The sequence below is a fragment of the Paenibacillus sp. Mc5Re-14 genome (assembly GCF_001049835.1).
GTDB classification, from domain to species: domain Bacteria; phylum Bacillota; class Bacilli; order Paenibacillales; family Paenibacillaceae; genus Paenibacillus; species Paenibacillus polymyxa_C.
Map to the genome: position 1 here is coordinate 5,164,634 of NZ_CVPD01000001.1, position 19,919 is coordinate 5,184,552.

19 protein-coding genes and 3 pseudogenes are annotated in these 19,919 nt (G+C 45.2%); 18 read left to right on the top strand and 4 right to left on the bottom strand.

The window, feature by feature from the left end:
• The first annotated feature begins 261 nt into the window (after positions 1-261).
• From BN1546_RS23540 to BN1546_RS23565, 6 genes are all read left to right on the top strand, one after another.
• Positions 262-855 carry a thiamine phosphate synthase gene (locus BN1546_RS23540; protein WP_014599813.1) on the top strand — a complete coding sequence of 198 codons (594 nt, stop codon included), beginning with the start codon at positions 262-264 and terminating at the stop codon, positions 853-855.
• Between the two features lie 57 nt (positions 856-912).
• Entirely contained in the window at positions 913-2,061 is a 1,149-nt protein-coding gene (thiO, locus tag BN1546_RS23545) for a glycine oxidase ThiO (RefSeq protein WP_090738940.1), read from the top strand.
• Positions 2,058-2,261 (top strand): sulfur carrier protein ThiS, encoded by a 204-nt coding sequence (thiS, locus tag BN1546_RS23550; protein WP_013371465.1) that lies wholly within the window; start codon positions 2,058-2,060, stop codon positions 2,259-2,261. The genes thiO and thiS overlap by 4 nt, the downstream gene beginning before the upstream one ends.
• A gap of 2 nt (positions 2,262-2,263) precedes the next feature.
• On the top strand, positions 2,264-3,031 hold the full coding sequence (locus BN1546_RS23555) for a thiazole synthase (RefSeq protein ID WP_090738941.1): 768 nt from the start codon (positions 2,264-2,266) through the stop codon (positions 3,029-3,031).
• On the top strand, positions 3,028-4,086 hold the full coding sequence (locus BN1546_RS23560) for a ThiF family adenylyltransferase (RefSeq protein ID WP_090738942.1): 1,059 nt from the start codon (positions 3,028-3,030) through the stop codon (positions 4,084-4,086). The genes BN1546_RS23555 and BN1546_RS23560 overlap by 4 nt, the downstream gene beginning before the upstream one ends.
• Before the next feature lie 154 nt (positions 4,087-4,240).
• Positions 4,241-4,933 (top strand): response regulator transcription factor, encoded by a 693-nt coding sequence (locus tag BN1546_RS23565; protein ID WP_013371462.1) that lies wholly within the window; start codon positions 4,241-4,243, stop codon positions 4,931-4,933.
• 68 nt (positions 4,934-5,001) lie between these two features.
• Here the strand turns inward: BN1546_RS23565 and BN1546_RS23570 are convergent, their stop codons facing one another.
• Positions 5,002-5,502, bottom strand: a complete 501-nt coding sequence (locus BN1546_RS23570; RefSeq protein WP_090738943.1) for a C40 family peptidase — start codon at positions 5,500-5,502, stop codon at positions 5,002-5,004.
• A gap of 281 nt (positions 5,503-5,783) precedes the next feature.
• Entirely contained in the window at positions 5,784-6,425 is a 642-nt protein-coding gene (locus BN1546_RS23575) for a thiamine diphosphokinase (RefSeq protein WP_090738944.1), read from the bottom strand.
• 144 nt (positions 6,426-6,569) lie between these two features.
• Here BN1546_RS23575 and BN1546_RS23580 point away from each other — a divergent pair, with 144 nt between their 5' ends.
• Positions 6,570-7,034 carry a low molecular weight protein-tyrosine-phosphatase gene (locus BN1546_RS23580; RefSeq protein ID WP_090738945.1) on the top strand — a complete coding sequence of 155 codons (465 nt, stop codon included), beginning with the start codon at positions 6,570-6,572 and terminating at the stop codon, positions 7,032-7,034.
• Positions 7,035-7,177: 143 nt separating this feature from the next.
• Here BN1546_RS23580 and BN1546_RS23585 read toward each other — a convergent pair whose 3' ends face one another.
• The gene (locus BN1546_RS23585; RefSeq protein WP_016821912.1) at positions 7,178-7,912 is read right to left on the bottom strand and encodes an alpha/beta hydrolase; all 735 of its coding nucleotides are present in this window, start codon (positions 7,910-7,912) and stop codon (positions 7,178-7,180) included.
• 255 nt (positions 7,913-8,167) lie between these two features.
• Between BN1546_RS23585 and pdhA the strand changes: the two genes are divergently transcribed.
• The 10 genes and pseudogenes from pdhA to BN1546_RS28015 form a co-directional block, all read left to right on the top strand.
• The gene (gene pdhA, locus BN1546_RS23590; RefSeq protein WP_013371457.1) at positions 8,168-9,235 is read left to right on the top strand and encodes a pyruvate dehydrogenase (acetyl-transferring) E1 component subunit alpha; all 1,068 of its coding nucleotides are present in this window, start codon (positions 8,168-8,170) and stop codon (positions 9,233-9,235) included.
• A gap of 100 nt (positions 9,236-9,335) precedes the next feature.
• Positions 9,336-10,316 carry an alpha-ketoacid dehydrogenase subunit beta gene (locus tag BN1546_RS23595; protein ID WP_013371456.1) on the top strand — a complete coding sequence of 327 codons (981 nt, stop codon included), beginning with the start codon at positions 9,336-9,338 and terminating at the stop codon, positions 10,314-10,316.
• Positions 10,317-10,350: 34 nt separating this feature from the next.
• Positions 10,351-11,964, top strand: coding sequence for a 2-oxo acid dehydrogenase subunit E2 (locus BN1546_RS23600; RefSeq protein WP_090738946.1), 1,614 nt, complete (start codon positions 10,351-10,353; stop codon positions 11,962-11,964).
• 3 nt (positions 11,965-11,967) lie between these two features.
• On the top strand, positions 11,968-13,389 hold the full coding sequence (gene lpdA / locus BN1546_RS23605; protein ID WP_013371454.1) for a dihydrolipoyl dehydrogenase: 1,422 nt from the start codon (positions 11,968-11,970) through the stop codon (positions 13,387-13,389).
• Positions 13,390-13,638: 249 nt separating this feature from the next.
• Entirely contained in the window at positions 13,639-14,433 is a 795-nt protein-coding gene (gene thyA / locus BN1546_RS23610; protein WP_013371453.1) for a thymidylate synthase, read from the top strand.
• Positions 14,434-14,450: 17 nt separating this feature from the next.
• Positions 14,451-14,939 (top strand): dihydrofolate reductase, encoded by a 489-nt coding sequence (locus BN1546_RS23615; RefSeq protein ID WP_013371452.1) that lies wholly within the window; start codon positions 14,451-14,453, stop codon positions 14,937-14,939.
• Between the two features lie 237 nt (positions 14,940-15,176).
• Entirely contained in the window at positions 15,177-16,664 is a 1,488-nt protein-coding gene (locus BN1546_RS23620) for a glutamate synthase subunit beta (RefSeq protein WP_025674604.1), read from the top strand.
• A gap of 312 nt (positions 16,665-16,976) precedes the next feature.
• Positions 16,977-17,267: pseudogene (locus BN1546_RS23625) on the top strand (isochorismatase family protein); the annotation flags it as partial.
• Between the two features lie 105 nt (positions 17,268-17,372).
• Positions 17,373-18,809 (top strand): annotated as a pseudogene (locus BN1546_RS23635) (MFS transporter).
• A gap of 305 nt (positions 18,810-19,114) precedes the next feature.
• A pseudogene (locus BN1546_RS28015) lies at positions 19,115-19,234 on the top strand (carbohydrate-binding protein); the annotation flags it as partial.
• Here BN1546_RS28015 and BN1546_RS28020 read toward each other — a convergent pair.
• Positions 19,177-19,347, bottom strand: a complete 171-nt coding sequence (locus BN1546_RS28020) for a hypothetical protein (protein ID WP_255305604.1) — start codon at positions 19,345-19,347, stop codon at positions 19,177-19,179. The pseudogene BN1546_RS28015 and the gene BN1546_RS28020 sit on opposite strands and share 58 nt — an antisense overlap.
• Before the next feature lie 13 nt (positions 19,348-19,360).
• Here BN1546_RS28020 and BN1546_RS28025 point away from each other — a divergent pair, with 13 nt between their 5' ends.
• On the top strand, positions 19,361-19,768 hold the full coding sequence (locus BN1546_RS28025; protein ID WP_230486250.1) for a transglycosylase SLT domain-containing protein: 408 nt from the start codon (positions 19,361-19,363) through the stop codon (positions 19,766-19,768).
• The last annotated feature ends 151 nt before the right edge of the window (positions 19,769-19,919 follow it).

Genomic DNA, 19,919 nt, shown 5'->3' on the forward strand with positions numbered 1-19,919 from the left:
TTTGATTTTGAACGTTTGTCAAGCCACTTCCTTTGGGAAGTGGCTTTTTGCGTTTCGTTCATCTTCATTTGTTCGAGTTTCCGTAGACGGATTTACATATAATCTCCTTTCATTATTGCTGGTATATGTGGCTGGCTCCGATATTACCCAATATGGAGCTAAAACAATATAGATTCAGCTAATACGATTTTTTTGATAACACAAGTTCATATTCTTTAGTCCAAGTGAGGTGAAAATGAGATCGAATTACACGTAATTACGATGGAAAGTGTCTCCTGTGTGAATGTACCCCAAGTGGCTGCCGCTATTTGTCCTTATATTCATTATGTACACGCACGTTCGAAACAGAAGGGTGCCTCTGCTTTGCTTTCTTTGACTCGTAGCATGATCAAGCAGGAAGTTCCTTTGCGGCAAATTGTAGTAAATGACCGCGTGGACGTAGCTTTACTTACCTCGGCAGGAGCTGTCCAGCTTCCAGCTAATGGGTTATCTGTGGTGGATGCGAAAAGTCTACTTTCAGAGGGTACACGCTGTGGAGTGTCTGTACATTCCTTGGAGGAGGTGCAGACCGCCGAGCAGGCTGGAGCAGACTATGTACTATTTGGTCATGTATATGAGACCCATTGTAAAGCCGGTCTTGTACCGCGAGGTATAGCACAGCTTGAACGCATTTGCAGATTGTCGGACATTCCGGTGATAGCGCTGGGAGGCATACAACCCCATCATGTTCCAGAGCTTTATCATGCTGGAGCAAGCGGAATTGCGGTGATGTCTGGTATATGGGAAGCAAAGTCACCCGTTGCAGCAGCGATGGAATATAGGCGAATGGTAGATCTTGTAGTTCACGACCTGTAGCAAGAAAACGAGACGAAGGGAAAGCAGAATGTTTACTGGAGAGGAGACACGGAACATATGTCAAAGACACATACAGAGAAAAAAGCGATAGGACACGCTGAATGCTTGGTCATAGGCGGAGGTGTGATCGGCAGTTCCATTGCTTATCATGTGGCTAAGGAGGGACGCAGTACGATCATGCTGGAACGATGGATCCCTGGTGAGGGAGCATCAGGAGCAGCGGTGGGAATGCTGGCAGCGGAAAGTGAAGAGTTTGCAGACCTTGAGCTGGCACGATTTGCCCGTACAAGTCGAGATGCATTCCCTGACCTTGTCTGTGATTTGGAACGTTTATCGGGTATTTCAGTGGACTTTCGTACAGGAGGATTTGTGACCCCATTTCGTTCGGAAGCAGAGGGCCAAAAACGCTGGAATGCTGCGAATATGCGAGAGGATGATCGTCCCATTTGGTGGGATGCCAAGGAGTTGGCCCGACGGATTCCGGGCTTGGCAGATCAAGTAATTGGGGCTATCTACCGATCAAAGGAGACACAAGTGTCTCCTGTCCAGCTTTGCCGTGCTTATGCAGGGGCAGCTGCGGTGCTGGGAGCAACAATATGGTCTGGAACTCAAGCTGAGGAACTGGTCATACAGGATGGTCGAGTTTGCGGTGTGCGAACGGATAGTGGATTTTTTTCCTGTGATCAGGTCGTGATTGCCGCAGGCTTGGACAGCTTGAACTTGCTAGAACAAATTGGGTTTGATTATCCACTATACCCGGTCAAGGGCGAAGCGGTAGCAGTCTCCTTGAAGGATCATCCGTTAGATTATACCATTTATGCTGACGATATTTACCTCGTGCCTAAACAGAATAACGAGCTTTGGATTGGTGCCACGAGTCTTCCGCATCAATATGACAAAGAGGTGACCGTAGGAGGCTTAAAGGGGTTGTTAGCACGTGCATCTGCCTGGTTACCGCGTGTACAGGAAGCTTCTTTTGTACGTGCATGGGCAGGCTTGCGTCCGCAGGCAGCTGCGGGGAGTCCTTTCATTGGCCCTGTTCCTGGAGTAGAGGGCGTCTATGCTGCAGTCGGGCATTATCGCAACGGTGTCCTGCTTAGTGATGCGACTGGGCGAGCGATGGCAGCTATGCTTGAAGGGGCTGGTGCAGCTGGACTTGGAATAAGTAAATTTTCTTCTGAACTTCTCAAGGAGGAAAGCTTATGAAGCTGACCATTAACGGACAGAGTATGACCATTTCCAATCGAATCACTCGTGTGGATCAATTGCTGCATGAACTTGATTTAAAGGTGAAAACCGTAGTGGTAGAGCTGAATCGGCATATATTGACCCGTGAAGATCATCATGAAACGGTACTTAAGGATGGAGATTGCCTAGAAATCGTACATTTTGTAGGAGGCGGTTGATCATGTTAACCATTGGAAAAGCATCTTTTACCTCAAGGCTGTTGCTGGGAACAGGGAAATTTTCGGATCGGGATATCCAATCCCAAGCTGTAGAGGCTGCTGAGACGGAAATATTAACGTTCGCTGTGCGCAGACTGAATTTGGAGGAACGGGATAAGCAGCATTTTCTCGATACACTGGATTTGAGCCGGTATACACTTCTTCCCAACACAGCGGGGGCAACAACAGCAGAGGAGGCAATCCGTATTGCCAAGTTGGCAAAAGCCTCCGGCTTGTGCGATATGATTAAGGTAGAAGTCATTGGGGATAGCAAGACGCTGTTGCCTGATCCTTTTGAAACATTGAAAGCTAGTGAAAAGTTGCTAGAGGAAGGCTTTGTCGTGCTACCCTACATATCGGATGATGTGATACTAGCGAAGAGGTTGCAAGAGCTTGGAGTACATGCCGTAATGCCTGGAGCGTCGCCGATTGGTACAGGACATGGTTTGCTCAATCCGTTTTCGTTAGAGTTGATTATCGAGCAAGCGGAAGTTCCGGTCATTGTCGATGCTGGTATTCGCTCACCTGGTGACGCAGCAATGGCAATGCAGTTGGGAGCAGATGGTGTTCTGCTAAATACAGCTGTCTCAGGAGCGAAGGATCCTGTGAAAATGGCTGAGGCCATGAAGCTGGCTGTACGTGCAGGTAGATATGGATTTGAGGCGGGGATGATTCCTGTAAAACGTTATGCTTCAGCAAGCAGTCCGATAGAAGGCATGGTTCAGGGATGAGGATTACTAAAAAATCTGCTGCTGAACCACCACAAAGTGACCGTTATTCCAGACAGGAAAGGTTTGCACCCTTTGGGCCTGCAGGCCAACGCCGGCTTGCTTCCTCTCACGTACTAATCATAGGTGTTGGAGCGCTGGGCACAGGTATTGCAGAAACGTTAGTTCGTGGAGGCGTAGGTACAGTAAGCCTGGTAGACCGGGATTATGTGGAATGGAGCAATTTGCAGCGCCAGCAGCTTTTTCAGGAAAGTGATGCTGTGCAAAGGTGTCCCAAAGCAGTAGCTGCCCAGCGAAGATTAAAGGATATTAATTCGGAAACAATTGTACATGCACATGTCTTGGATGTTGGGATAGAAGAGCTGGAAGAGTTGATCCAGGGGGTAGATCTCATGATGGATGCAACCGATAATTTCGATACCCGGCTTCTTATGAACGACATGGCACTCAAGCATCGCATTCCTTGGATTTATGGAGGATGTGTGGGTAGCTACGGTGTAACTTACACTATTTTACCGGGTCAGACACCTTGTCTACACTGTCTGATGGGAACTGTACCGCTTGGAGAGGAGACCTGTGATACGGCCGGGATTATTCCGCAGGCAGTACAAATGGTCACCGCTAACCAGACTACGGAAGCTTTCAAGCTTCTTGGTGGATATCCCGAGAACTTGAGAGGAAAGTTGCTTTCGTTTGATTTGTGGAAAAATGAGTATGTAGCAATAGCAGTGGATCGTCTTAAAAAAGCGAATTGTCCTTCTTGCGGTAGCCAACCGACGTATCCCTATTTATCAGCCTCTTATCGGCAGAAAACAGATGTTTTGTGCGGTAGGGATACCGTTCAAATAAGACCTGCCAACCGAACACATCTGAATCTCGCAGAGATAGCAAATAGATTTACAGCATTGGGTGAGGGGAACGTAGAGTGGAATTCGTATCTGGTTTCCTTTAGTGTGGGCGAGCATCGCTTAGTTGTTTTTGCAGATGGCAGAGCGCTGATCCATGGGACAAAGGACGTGGCAAAAGCAAGAAGTCTATATCATCGCTATTTGGGCTGAAAACCATAAACCATAAAGCATAAAGCAGAAAACCATTCTTTGAGAATGATTTTCTGCTTTTTTGTTACACTAACACAAATATGTTTTAATGGCTTATAACAAACTTGTTCGTATCCAATATGTAATGCGATGTCCAAACCAGGTGGGTGAAAAGATGAGCCCGTTAATTGTACTTGTGGATGAAAATGAAGCGCCCGCTGTATTCGTTCATCCATTGGAGCAGGCAGGTTATCAGGTGGTTCATGTTCGTAATACGTCGGATGTAAGCCCTTATATAGCTCAAAATCCTGTGAGTTTGCTACTCCTGAACATTAAAGATGAACAGGCGGACACTCAAGGCTTGATTCGCATTTTGCAGCAGAATTATCCTCATGTTCCACTGCTTGTAATGATTTCATCAGATGAGGAAGCACTTATGGTTTACTGCTTTGAACAAGGAGCACATGATGTAATGGTAGTGCCCTTTTATCCTAGAGTTCTTCAGGCTAGAGTAGCTAATTTATTACGAATTTTTGGTGTTGAACGTGATGTGAAAAGAGCAATCGAGGCAGGGGATTTACATATAGACACTGCAAGCAGAATGGTGAGCAGAGGGGAGCGAAAGCTGGAATTAACTCCGAAAGAATTCGATCTTTTGCTACATCTGGCGATACATCTTAACCAAGTTTGTAGCAGGCAGCAAATTTTAAAGGATGTTTGGAAACATGATTATATCGCTGATACGAACGTAGTAGATGTGTACATCAGGCATTTAAGGGTTAAAGTAGATAGAGGGCAAAAGTTTAAAATGATTCGAACGGAACGAGGCATTGGTTATTCACTCAGAACGCCAACTGAAGCAAAATAGCATAAAGTTTAAATAAAAAAAAGCCGAGACTTTTCGTCCCGGCTTACCAATCTTAAATGAGTTCTACATTACAGCACGCGACGTGCTTTAATGTACGTTCTTTTCCAGTTGCCGGAGTTCAAATCAGAGATGGTCACCCCAGGTCCACCGTAAGTGTGTAGGATTTTACCCCCGCCCATATATACTGCTACGTGAGTAATATTGCGCCCTGTGGCACGGCTACCGCTTGAAAAGAACACTAAGTCACCTTTTTTCAAATTGGCCTTGGATACGGCATGTCCGACTTTAGACTGTTGAACAGAAGTACGCGGCAAATCGACTCCGTATTTCTTGAATATGTGCTTCATGAAAGAAGAACAGTCAAAATTGCGTGTGGTGCTTGTGGAAGCTCCAAACTTATAAGGAGTACCCATATATTTTTTGCCGTAGTTAATTACTTTTTGACCTACAGTAGTAGTAGCAGTAGCAGCTTGTGCTGTATTTGCTCCCTCAATGGCAAAAGTACCAAAGCCGATAGTGGCAGCGACTCCTGCGATAATTACCTTTTTTATGATTTTATGCATATTCATGTTGTAAGTACCTCCAAAAATTGATTTGTGCAATATTTTGCTGAGTTGCTAACTAACTGACAGCGTTGAGTATAACAGTTTTGAAGCCGCCTAATAGTTGGAAAACTACTCTCAAATGCTTGTGGGGCAAGGCTTACATCGCGATTATTAAAAAACGATTAAAAATTACAATTTGTAAAAAATAAATAAATTCTAGTACCTTTAAAAAACCGAAAAACCCTTGTTAATCAAGGGTTTTGAGTGTGTGAACAACTTTTTAAATAGTTACAACAATGTCATAATTAATCCTTGCTTTGAATAACGAGTAGTAGACCGCTTTTGACAGAAATAGTACCTTTTGCAGCTGTTAGCTTATTGCTGACACCACGTGATTGTCCCATTTTGAGGGTGGCATTATGAAGAGGATACATAAATCCTTCCAGTTGTATACCTGTTACTTCGGCGGTCATAGGAATCAGGGATGTATATGTATAGCCCATGGGCTGGATCTCGAGCGTTGATCCGGTCAGCTCAATATAATTATGTGCGTCCATGATAGCGCAACTAATGTGATGCTGCATGGCCCGTACTAATATTTGAACATTGGCTAAGGTGTGGTCCATTCGAGTGCCAGTAACACCGAGCAAGAGTGCATGATCTACTTGTTCTTCCATAGCAATTTCTAAAGCAAGCTCTGTATCAGTTAGATCCTTATGTACTGGATCGCACGCAATCATACGTTGGCTTGCTGATTTTACCTGTTCTTGTTCCTCTGAAGTAATCGAATCAAAATCTCCTACAGAGACATGTGGTGTAATACCGTGTTCTATCAGGAAAAGGGCACCTTTATCTGCGCCTATAATAAAATCATCGGGTTGTATTTGTTGTAAATCTTCTTCATTAAGACGACCGCCTGAAAATACAATGGCTCGCTTTTTCATCATAACCAACATCCTTTCTTTCTGCATACGGTTCCAGATATACGATCATTTTAAGTATACCGCGTTAAATATGGCTTGCACAATTTTGGAGGACCTGGCTACAATGGAACAGAAAAAAAGTGTGACGTGAATAGGAGGGGGAACGAAATGATTAACGTTTTGTTTGTATGTTTGGGCAATATTTGCCGCTCTCCCATGGGGGAGGCAATACTGAGACATAAAGTAAAGGAACGGGGATTAGACGCACAAATTCGGGTGGATTCGGCTGGAACAGGCGACTGGCATATTGGAAATCCTCCGCATGAGGGAACGCTAAAGCAGCTTAAACTGCACGGAATCAGCGAACAAGGCATACAGGCACGGCAAATAACGGATCGTGATTTTGACGCATTTGATTATATTGTGTGCATGGATGACTCTAATGAACGAAACATGCGTAAACTTGCAGGTGGAGCAGATGCAGATATTCTAAAATTCATGGATTTGCTTCCTCGAGAAAAGTTAAGAGAAGTACCCGACCCATATTTTACCGGGAACTTTGAAGAGACCTATCGATTATTGGACGCAGGATGCGAGGCCTTGCTGGACAAGATCATAGAAGAAAAGCTATAATGTGAACGACAGATGACGGCAATCATTGCCGTTTTCCGTTATATATTTTTGAAAGCGCAACCAAACTATAAAAAAAGAGGAAGGAGCCTTATGACCTCCTAGGTCAATGCTCATTCCTCATCATTGTCTGGGATGTTTTTTACTCAGGCACGATCCAGAAAATACATTAGCGCGTCAGGCAACTCGTTTTGCCAAAAGCCCCATAAATGTTTGCCATCCTTTTCACGGTAAGAAACTTCAGCATTCCGCTCGCGCAGTAAATCTGCGCATTGACGGTTCAGCTCTACAAAGTTGTAAATGCCGGTATCACTCTCAAAAGCATCTTCCTGAAGGCCAACTGTCATCCATACATTTAGATGCGACAGTTCTTTCTCACGGGCAATAATTTCTTGCGAAGCTTCATAGTAGGCACCTGAAAGGCTAATAATGCGATTAAACAGCTCAGGATACAATAGCGCCAAATGCAAAGACACACTGCCTCCCAGTGAATCCCCAGCCAGAATGCGGGAAGCTGCATCTTTTCTTATAGGATACTTTTGTTCCACATAGGGAATAATCTCTTCTGCAAAACAGGCAGTGTATGCCTCAAAACGATTGCCGAAGGGAGCGTACTCCTGAGTTCTGATTTTGGTGTTCACTTCCACGCCTACAATAATGAAGGGTTCCACGCCCTCATCCAGTATGAGACGGTTGGCGTGTGTTGCAATTCGTCCAAAGTTGAAGAATTCCTCTCCATCCTGACAGTAGACGACCGGGTAGCTCAATATTTCATTATAGCCGGGCGGCAAATAAATCCGAAGAATTCGGGTTTCGCCAAGTAAGCGGCTATCTACTTCGTCTTTAAGGATGGTTCGTTTTAAATACCGAGAATCCGTCATTTTTCGTCACCTTTCTTGGGTATTATTTTGCATTAAGGATCACAATAAGTTAAGATTACCCTGATTGCAATAGATGTTTAAAATTTCAATCATGTATTAAGCTGTTATAGTAAAAAACACACCCTGTTACATACACAAAAATGTGCCAAACTCAAAAAAAATAACTAAATCTTTGACGCGAGCGATATAACAGGTGTATAATAATCCTATAACAGCGGAACTTGATATTCAAATTTTTTTGTTGAGGTGAAGAAAATGAGCAAGGTTCCTTATGAAGTTTACACAGAGGAAGTTGAGGCTCTGTCCGTGCTTTCTCCGGATGGTGAAATTATCAATAAAGATAAATTGCCTAAACTTACAGATGATCAATTGAAAGAAATTATGTATCGTATGGTATTTACACGTACTTGGGATGACCGTGCTGTTAACTTGGGCCGTCAAGGACGTCTCGGTTTCTACGCTCCGGTATCCGGACAAGAAGCAACAATGGTTGGTAGTGAATTTGCGCTCCAAAAAGAAGACTTTATTGCACCAGGCTACCGAGATATTCCGCAACTCGTTTGGCATGGCCTGCCATTATATCAAGCTTTCTTGTATTCCCGTGGTCATCAACATGGTGGTCAAATTCCGGACGGCGTTAACGTATTGATGCCGCAAATCATCATTGGCGCGCAAATTCTGCACGCTATGGGAATTGCAATGGGCTACAAACTGAAAAAACAAAAACAAGTCGTCATTACATATACAGGTGACGGTGGTTCTTCCGAAGGTGACTTCTACGAAGGTCTGAACTATGCTGGTGTGTACAAATTGCCAGTTATTTTCTTTGTGCAAAACAATGGTTACGCGATCACAACTCCATTCTCGAAACAAACCGCTGCCCTTTCGATCGCTCATAAAGCAGTAGCTGCTGGTATTAAAGGCGTGAAAATTGACGGTATGGACGTGCTTGCAGTTATTAAAGCTGTTCAAGAAGCTGCAGAGCGTGGACGTAATGGCGAAGGTGCAACATTGATTGAAGCCGTTACTTACCGTTTCCGTCCGCATTCCCTTTCTGATGATGCGACGAAATATCGTTCTAAAGAAGAAGAAGGCGAATGGAATGCAAAAGATCCAATTGCCCGCTTTGCGAAATACCTTGAGAAAAAAGGTCTTTGGACTGAAGAAGATACAGCTCGCGTAAAAGAAGAAGCTAAGGCAAAAGTGAACGAAGAGATCAAAAAAGCTGAGAAAACAGAAAAAATGACAATTCCTGGCCTGATCGATAGCATGTTCGAAACTACGCCTAAGCACTTGGAAGAACAAAAAGCTGATTTTAAATAATTGAACTTGAAAGAGACCGGGCGGCAACCCGATCCGGTCTGCTTTTCGATTGACCTGAACTGAAACTGATCTGTCAATGTTTAAGGAGGAAATGAAGCAAATGGCACAAATGAACATGAAAGAAGCGATTCGTGACGCACTGCGCGTAGAGTTGAAACGCGACCCTAACGTCCTGCTTTTCGGTGAAGACGTAGGTCATGTAGGTGGCGTGTTCCGCGCTACAGAAGGTCTGCAAAAAGAATTTGGCGAAGAACGTGTATTCGATACTCCGCTGGCGGAATCCGCAATCGGGGGTCTTGCTGTCGGTCTGGGTATCCAAGGTTTCCGCCCTGTAGCTGAAATCCAGTTCGTAGGCTTTATCTTTGAAGCACTCGATCAAATGGCAATTCAAGCATCCCGTATGCGTTACCGTTCCGGCGGACGTTACAATTCTCCAATCGTATTCCGTACACCTTTTGGTGGCGGTGTTAAGGCAGCCGAGCTGCATACAGATTCCTTGGAGGGTCTTTTGACTCAAACACCAGGTATTAAGGTTGTTGTTCCTTCCAACCCTTACGATGCAAAAGGTCTTATGATCGCGTCTATTCGCGATAACGATCCAGTATTTTTTATGGAGCATTTGAACCTGTACCATGCATTCCGTGCTGAAGTTCCTGAGAATGATTACACAGTTGAACTGGGCAAGGCTAATGTAGTTCGTGAAGGTTCCGATGTGACGATCATTACTTACGGTATGATGGTACACACTTCAGTTAAGGCTGCTGAAGAGCTGGAAAAAACAAAGGGTATTAAAGTGGAAATCATTGATTTGCGTACAATCAGCCCAATTGACATTGATACCATTGTTGCCTCTGTTCAAAAAACCAATCGTGCTATCGTTGTTCAAGAAGCGCAAAAGAGTGCCGGTGTTGCTGCTGAAGTTATTGCACAAATTAACGAAAAAGCAATCCTGCATCTGGAAGCACCAGTTCTGCGTGTAGCAGGTCCGGATACCGTTTATCCATTTGCTCAAATTGAAGATACTTGGTTGCCAACGCCAACACGTATCATTGATGCGGTTAATAAAGTATTGGAATTTTAATTAAAGCACACCGTAAATTTGGGAGGTTTTAAACGTGGCAAAATTTGAATATAAATTCCCGGAGCTGGGTGAAGGTCTTCACGAAGGCGAAATCATCAAGATGCACATCAAGCCCGGCGACAAAGTAACTGATGATGATATCATCATGGAAGTACAAAACGACAAGGCTGTAGTTGAAGTTCCATGTCCGGTTAATGGTACGGTTCAAGAAGTATTTGCCAAAGACGGAGACATCTTCAACGTAGGTCAGGTTGTGGCTGTCATCGACGCAGAAGGTGAACTTCCTGAACAAGAAGATGCACCAGAAGCGCCAGCTGCTAGCCCTGAGCCAAGTGCTGCTGCACAAGGCGGAGCTGCAGGTGCAGCTAGATTTGAATATAAATTCCCAGAGCTGGGTGAAGGTCTTCACGAAGGCGAAATCATCAAGATGCACATCAAGCCCGGCGACAAAGTAACTGATGATGATATTATCATGGAAGTACAAAACGACAAGGCTGTAGTTGAAGTTCCATGTCCGGTTAATGGTACGGTTCAAGAAGTATTTGCCAAAGACGGAGACATCTTTAACGTAGGTCAAGTTGTGGCTGTCATCGCTGCTGAAGGTGAACTTCCTGAGCAAGAAGAAGCACCAGCTGCTGTTAAACAAGAAGAGGATGCTGCCAAAGGTGGAGCGAACACGCAACCAAGTGCAACACCTGCTGCTTCGAACAAAGACGTACTGGCTACACCTAGCGTTCGCAAATTTGCACGTGAGCAAGGTGTTAACATCGCTCAAGTGAGTGGCTCCGGCAAAAACGGTAAAATCACTAAAGAAGATGTAGAAGCTTTCAAAAATGGTGGAGGCCAAGCGGCTGCACCAGTAGCGAAAGAAGCTGCAAAAGCGCAAGAGCCAGCTAAAAAAGAAGCGAAAGCTGCAGCACCATCCGCACCAGCTGCAGACCCGCGTGCTGAGGAAGAACGCGTACCATTTAAAGGTATCCGTAAAGCAATTTCCAATGCTATGGTTAAGTCGGCTTACACGGCTCCACACGTTACAATTATGGACGAAGTGGATGTAACTGAGCTGGTTGCTTTCCGTACTCGTATCAAACCAATTGCAGAGAAGAAAGGCACAAAAGTAACTTACCTGCCATTCATCGTAAAAGCTTTGGTTGCTGCTTCCCGTCAATTCCCGGCTCTGAATGCCTCGATCGACGAAGAAGCTAACGAAATTGTCTACAAAAAATACTACAATATCGGTATCGCTACAGATACAGACAACGGCTTGATCGTTCCTGTTATCAAAGATGCTGATCGTAAGAGTATCTGGATGATTGCTGATTCCATTCGTGACCTGGCTGTACGCGGTCGTGATGGTAAATTGGCTGCCAATGAAATGAGAGGAAGCACGATTTCCATCACGAACATTGGTTCCGCAGGCGGTATGTTCTTTACTCCAATCATCAACTTTCCTGAGGTTGCAATTTTGGGTACTGGCCGCATCAGTGAAAAAGCAGTCGTGAAAAACGGTGAAATTGTTGCCGCTCCAGTAATGGCTCTTTCCCTGAGCTTTGACCACCGTATTATTGACGGTGCAACTGCTCAAAACTTCATGAACTATATTAAACAGCTGCTCGCTAACCCTGAGCTGCTTGTAATGGAGGTGTAATCAATGGTAGTAGGAGACGCTTCTCTGGATATTGACACATTGGTTATCGGTGCGGGTCCTGGCGGCTATGTAGCTGCCATCCGTGCCGCACAGTTGGGACAAAGCGTATTGATCGTTGACAAATCTGAGCTGGGCGGTGTCTGCTTGAACCGTGGATGTATTCCATCCAAAGCTTTGATCTCTGCAGCTCATCAATACGAAGCAGCTAAACATGGCGAAACTTTCGGTATTACGGCTGAAAATGTAAAAGTAGATTTTGCAAAAACACAAGAATTCAAAAACGGTGTTGTTAAGAAAATGACTGGCGGCGTAAGCGGCTTGCTCAAAGGCAACAAAGTCGAAGTTTTCAACGGTGAGTGCATGTTCATCAACGAAAACGAAGCGCGTGTATTCAACGAACATGAATCACCACGTTACCGTTTTAAAAATGCAATTATCGCAACAGGCTCCCGTCCTATCGAATTGAAGCCATTCCCGTTTGGCGGACGCATTCTGTCTTCTACTGAAGCATTGAACCTGCCTGAAATTCCGAAAAGCCTGATCGTTATCGGTGGTGGATATATTGGTGCAGAGCTTGGACAAATGTATTCCAAATTCGGTTCCAAAGTAACGATCATTGAAGGTATGGATACTGTTCTTCCTGGCTTCGATAAAGATATGACTTCCATCGTTTCGAAAAGCATGAAGAAAACAGGTATCGAAATCTTCACTGGCGCTAAAGCGGAAAGTGCGGAACAAACTGATAAAGATGTAACAGTGAAATTCTCTGTTAACGGTGAAAGCAAAGAAGTAACTGCTGAGTACCTGCTTGTAACTGTTGGACGTCGTCCAAATACAGACGGTGAACTGGGTCTGGATTTGATCGGTGTAGAACTGGATGAACGCGGAATGGTGAAAGTTGACCACCAAGGACGCACAAGCATCCCTCACATCTTCGCAATCGGTGATATTGTTCCTGGTCTTGCTCTGGCTCACAAAGCTTCTTACGAAGGTAAAGTAGCTGCTGAAGTAATTGCTGGCCAACCATCTGTTGTAGACTATAAATGTATTCCGGCTGTTGTGTTCACAGATCCAGAATGCTCTAGCGTAGGCTACACAGAGACACAAGCTAAAGAAAAAGGCTATAATGTCAAAGTTGGCAAGTTCTCTTATGGAGCAAACGGTCGTGCCGTTTCCCTGAACGCTGCTGAAGGCTTTGTAAAAATCGTAGCTGACGCAGATACAGGTCTGGTACTGGGTACGCAAATCGTAGGTCTGGAAGCTTCCAACCTGATTGCTGAGCTGGGTCTGGCGATTGAAATGGGTGCTACACTCGAAGATATCTCCTTGACTATCCATGCTCACCCTACACTGGGCGAACTTGTGATGGAAGCTGCAGAAGTCGTAATGGGTCATCCGATCCACGCATTGGCGCCACGTCGCTAATTCCATTTCATTATCTTGTTTTTGGTTTTCATACATGAAAAAAGAGGCAAGGAGCGCTATATCTGCGCTCTTTGTCTCTTTTTTTCAAACTTTAAGATTATTGGACTATCATGAAAATTCACACAGCACATGGTCAAAAAAGTACCCTACATGATAAACTAAATATAGATTAATGGGGTAGATCGAGAATTTTAAAAATTAAAAACTGACGATGCTGTTTTTTATTCATGCTCAAAGGAGAGAAACAACGTGCGCAACTACTTGGAATTGTTGGAGGATATTTTAGAGAACGGAGTGAAAAAAGAGGATCGGACAGGGACGGGAACATTATCTGTGTTCGGAAGGCAACTTCGTTTTGATCTGGCCAAGGGCTTCCCGTTGGTGACCACTAAAAGAGTACATTTGAAATCCGTTATACATGAACTGTTATGGTTTTTGCGAGGGGATACCAATATTGCTTATCTCAAGGAGAACGGAGTTAGCATTTGGGATGAATGGGCAGACGAGCAGGGGAATCTGGGACCTGTGTATGGATCGCAATGGCGCGCATGGGAAACACCGGACGGACAACATATTGACCAAATTGCGAATGTCATTGAGGCTATCAAAAACAATCCGGATTCACGTCGACATATCGTCAGTGCTTGGAATGTGGCTGAAATTGAATCGATGAAGTTGCCGCCATGTCATTTTGTATTCCAGTTCTACGTAGCTGGGGGAAAGCTATCCTGTATGTTGACGATGCGTTCAGTGGATACATTCCTTGGACTGCCGTTCAACATCGCTAGTTATGCATTGCTGACGCATATGGTTGCACAGCAGTGCGGTTTGGAGCCTGGAGAGTTTATTTGGTCAGGCGGCGATGTGCATATTTATTCAAATCATATACAACAAGTGCATACGCAGTTGGAGCGTGATCCTTATCCCTTGCCACAGTTAAAAATCCTGCGCAAGCCGGAATCCATTTTTGATTACACTTACGAGGATTTTGTTTTTGAGAATTACGAGCATCACCCAGGGATCAAGGCGCCTGTCGCCATCTGATTAGAGGAGGTGGAAAGATGAGCATTTCGATGATATGGGCTATGGCACAAAATGGTGTGATTGGCCGGGATAACAGTCTTCCTTGGCGCCTTCCCAGAGACATGGCCTTCTTCAAAGAGCAGACGATTAATAAAACGGTACTCATGGGACGCAAAACGTGGGAATCCTTTGGCGGGAAAAGCCTACCAAACCGCCGTAACGTCGTTTTGACTCGAGATGAGCGCTATCAGGCGGAAGGTGCGGAAGTAATCCATACGCTGGAAGAAGGGCTCCAACTTGCCCAGAAAGAAGAGCTAATGGTCATTGGCGGAGCGGAGATTTATTCACTGTTTTGGCCACATGCTGATCGGCTGATTGTGACTCGAATTGAGGAGACCTTTGAAGGTGATACGACGTTTCCTGAGCTGGATTGGAGCGGCTGGACTATAGTCAGTGAGACGCCAGGTATCAAGGACGACAAAAACCTGTATGACTACCGTTTTGTTGTTTACGAGAGAACAGGATAACAAAAGATGAACTCGACCTAGCTCATTTGAAAAATTAATAAACCATATAAAAAATCCTTTTGGCTGTAGATGCAGAAAGTTGCATAAGTTTTCATTACTTTTACGCTGTATTGTGATACAATAAATCAAATTCAACGAGAACAGACCCTTTCATAACACAAACAGACAAGTTCGAATTTGATTAGAATTCTGAATGGATGATCGGGGTTCATAAGCGAAGAGATGGGGGAACGTAACATGTCTACACCAACTGGATTTATGGAATACACACGACAACTTCCTACAGACCGGGACCCGGCAGAGCGTATAAAGGATTGGGAAGAATTCCATAAGCATATGTCTGAAGAAGAGCTGCGTACCCAAGGGGCGCGTTGTATGGACTGCGGAACTCCTTATTGTCATACGGGGATGGATCTCATGGGAGCAACTTTAGGCTGCCCGGTTCATAATCTTATTCCGGAATGGAACAATCTCGTATATCGTGGTTTGTGGAAGGAAGCGTTAGACCGGCTGCACAAAACGAATAACTTCCCCGAATTTACGGGCCGTGTTTGTCCTGCGCCATGTGAAGGCTCATGTACTGTTGGCCTTATCGGGCAGTCTGTTACCATTAAGACAATTGAGGAAGCGATTATCGAAAAAGGTTTTGAGGAAGGCTGGGTTGTTCCTAACCCGCCGGAAAAACGTACAGGCAAACGAGTGGCGATTGTTGGCTCGGGTCCTGCGGGATTGGCTGCGGCAGCACAGCTTAACAAAGCAGGGCACAGCGTGACTGTATATGAGCGTGCAGATCGTGTAGGTGGGTTGCTGATGTACGGAATCCCATCCATGAAGCTGGATAAGAAGGTTGTACAGCGTCGTGTAGACTTGCTGGAGGCTGAAGGTATTCAATTCATCACGAATACGGAAATTGGCAAGGATATCCCTACTGAACAGTTGGTTGCCGACTATGATGCGGTTGTGCTATGCGGTGGATCTACAAAGCCGAGAGAATTCGATATTGAAGGCAGTGATTTGAATGGCGTCCATTATGCTATGGATTATTTGAATGGCACCATCAAAAGTTATCTGGATTCTAACCTTGAAGATGGCAACTATTTGTCTTCCAAAGGTAAGGACGTTATTGTTATCGGTGGTGGTGATACAGGTTCGGACTGTGTAGCTACTTCTTTGCGGCATGGTTGCCGGAGTGTCACTCAATTTGGCACACACACCAAAGCTCCACTGGAACGTGATCCGATTGCCAATCCTTGGCCGCAGTTTCCGAATGTGTACTCTCTCGATTATGCACAGGAAGAAGCGAAAGCGTTGTTCGGGGAAGACCCGCGTGAGTTCTCCATCATGACAACCAAATTTGTAGGTGATGAGAATGGCAATCTGAAAGAACTGCACACCATTCAAATCCAACGTATTGTTGATGAAACTGGACGTAAAATCTATCAACCGATTCCAGGTACGGAACGTGTATTCCCAGCACAAATTGCGCTGATTGCAATTGGGTTTGATGGGCCTGAGCAAACGATTGTGAAGGAAATCGGTTTGGAAACGGACCGTCGCTCCAACGTTAAGGCACGTTATGGGAAATATGTGACGAATGTGGATAAGGTGTTTGCTGCGGGTGACATGCGCCGCGGACAAAGTCTGGTTGTGTGGGCTATTAATGAAGGTCGAGAAGCAGCACGTGAAGTTGATAAATACCTCATGGGTACTACTGTTTTGGTGTAATTATAAATTTAATTTACGAATCAAGTAAAGGCTCCATCTTAGGATGGGGCTTTATTTGTGTTTCAAGCATTGTCGCTAGTTGTTGAATCCAATTTTCTAGGGAGGTGTACAAAAGGGTGTGAATTTAATGTCATATAAAATGACTTTGAATTGAGTCTTTAATCATGCAACTGTTATTTATAGTGATCATAACATAAATAAGGAGGGTGTGTGTAGCCTTTTTAAAGAAAAATACATTCATTTTACAAAACAATTAACTGCAAATTTAAATATATGTAATATAAATTAACATAAATGTGAGTCGCCGAAACAGACCACATCATTACTAAAAAGCAATGGGGAGCTTTTTACGGAACGGAGCTCGACCTGCAGTTGCGTCGCCGGGGAATCGACACCATCGTCTTATGCGGCATCGCTACCGGGCTTGGCGTGGATACGACCGCGCGGGAAGCGTTTATGAATGGGTATCAGCTGATTTTGGCGATCGATGCCATGACCGGGTTTTCTCAAGCCGAGCACGATCACGTGAAAAATTTTATTTTTCCACGCATCGGGCGTGTTCGGACAACACAGGAAATCATTTCTGCCTTTGCTGAAGTTTGAACCCAAAGGAGATGTGCCCTTGGATTTATCAGGTTCCAGGGGTCGTTTTTTTATTTCAGGAGGTTGGTCTCTATGACCCAAAAGAGAAGTCCCAAGTCCGATAGGATGTACCCCTGGTATGTCTTATCTGTAACCAGTCTCGGAGCGTTCCTGGTTCTGGTCAATATCGGAACGCTTAATGTCGCATTGCCGGAATTAAGCCAGCAATTTCATGCGAATGCGGCAGCTTCCAGCTGGATTTTACTTTCCTATATGCTGGTAAACACTATCCTGATTTTAATCTTCGGACAAATTTCGGATATTTTCGGAAGAAGCCGAATGTATTTAATAGGAATGGCCATCTTTACCGTATCCAGTTTACTACTCGGTTATGCTTTTAATGTAGAGGTACTAATCCTTCTTCGGATCGTACAGGCTGCCGGAGGAGCGCTCGTAGTGACGAACACAACACCGCTGATTACCGATGCGTTTCCCCAATCGCAGCTGGGCACCGGTCTCGGTCTGAATTTATTGTCCGCTTCCGTCGCGCAGGTGCTTGGCCCGGTCGTCGGCGGCGTGGTCACGACCGCCTGAGGCTGGAGGTGGGTGTTCTGGTCTAATGTTCCCTTCGGGATCATTGTTCTCATCTGGGGGCTCTGGATTCTAAGGGTGAAGCCCCTAGCGCAGCTCCATAAAAAAGTGGACGGATATGGAGGCATCATGATCTTTGTCGCTTTAGCGGGTCTAATCATTGCTTTATCCAAGGGGGGAGAACTGGGCTGGGGAGACAAGCAGGTGATCGGAGGTTTTGCGATATTCGCCATATTTACTACTATATTTTTATGGCATGAGCATCGTTCAGCATCACCTCTACTAGATTTAAGCCTTTTTGAAAGCTGGACGTTCAGTATGGGGAACATCGCTACATTCTTTAATTCTTTTGCCCGTACGGCGGTTGCTCTGCTCTTCGCTCTCTATTACCAATTTGCCTTCCACCAAAACGCGCTTAATGCCGGTCTAAGGATCCTTCCAATTACGATAGGGATGTTGGTCATTTCTCCGATTGCTGGCATGTTGGCTAAGAAGGCGGCCATTCGAGTTCTGGCCTCACTTGGAATTCTTATTTCTATAGCAGGACTACTACTACTCCTATTCGTGGTCGGTGGAAATTTCTCTTACGGGGTCACCGCTTGCGGCATGTTGTTAATCGGGGTCGGGACCGGTTTATTCCTTACCCCCAATACGACGGAGATCATGTCAAGCGTTCCGGAGCAAAGCCGCGGGGTGGCGAATGGACTGCGGTCCATGCTATATAACTTGGGTCAAGTGCTGAGTACGGCTCTTTCTTTAACCATCGTCGGCGCAGCGCTGCCGGCCCACCTGAAGAACGTGCTGTATTCCGGAAAGAACAATGTGATTTCTGCCGTTGATTTTGCTTTCGTCATTCACGGTTACCGCTGGGTCATCATCGCACTAATAGGGACTTCTCTACTCGCTCTTGCTGCCTCGTGGTTCCGTCCGCAACAGAAAAAAGCTTACGAAAGCTCTTCAGCGGCCTCTTGACTTTGACGCATTGATGCCGCGTCAATCCGTCCGATCCTCATCGATCGGTCCTGCGGCTGCCGCCATAACCCCAGCGCGTCCGGTAAGCCCAAACTTCTGGAGCTAGCGATATATATCCGGCGGGTAGTGGAGCGTTGCGATATACTTTCACACGACACCAAGATATCCTCTTCTCCTAAATTCCGCCTTTTGGAGGCGCGAAAAAGATGAGAGTTCTAAAGTTAGAACATGTAGGTGTTCTAACACATAACGAACATTGTTCTTTACGAACAATGTTCATTATGGTATAAATATTGTGTGAACGTCCAAATACTGCCTATGCGGTAAATGATACAGTAACATATAGTGGAAGTACTTATACCTGTCTTCAGGCACATACTTCCCTTGTAGGCTGGGAACCATCCAATGTTCCTGCTTTATGGAAGAAAGGCGGCAGCGGAACTACGCCACCTACAACACCGCCAACACCGCCAACACCGCCAACAACGCCACCAACAGGTCCTTCAGTAACAAAGCCTTCCGAAGTTCCAAGCCACATATGGACATACACAATGAATGCGGGCGATAAATTCGGTAAAGGCGGAGATTTTGCTTTATTGCTGAGTGCTGTGATCAAAAAGGAAAGCAGCTTTGGAGCAGGCTTACCAGGCAGTCCATCAGCCGGCGACGGATTGATGCAGGTAGAACCAAACACACGTAATGCTTATTTATCTCAATTCAGCTCAAAATTTGGCCGTGCTTATAATCACGGCAGTGAACAAGATCAGGTATGCTTGGGCGGACTGATTTTAAATGAAAAGATTACTAGATTCGGCAACATATATAATGGCTTATTACACTATAACGGAGGAGATAACTGGTATCCGGGAGCTACAGACTCTTATGGCCGTCCTATTCTGGCCAATCAATATGCAGATGCAGTTTACGCTACTTATAAGGGCTATGGCGGTAAGAACTAAGATGTTATTTATTTTCCACCCTTGCAGGTTTTACAATCCTACCGTACATGTACACCCAGTTTTGTAAGTAATACCGGGAGTGGGCGGGGGAGGACAAAGGCAACGATGCACATCCACCACAAGCCGGGAGAGAACATGGATGTGGATTGGG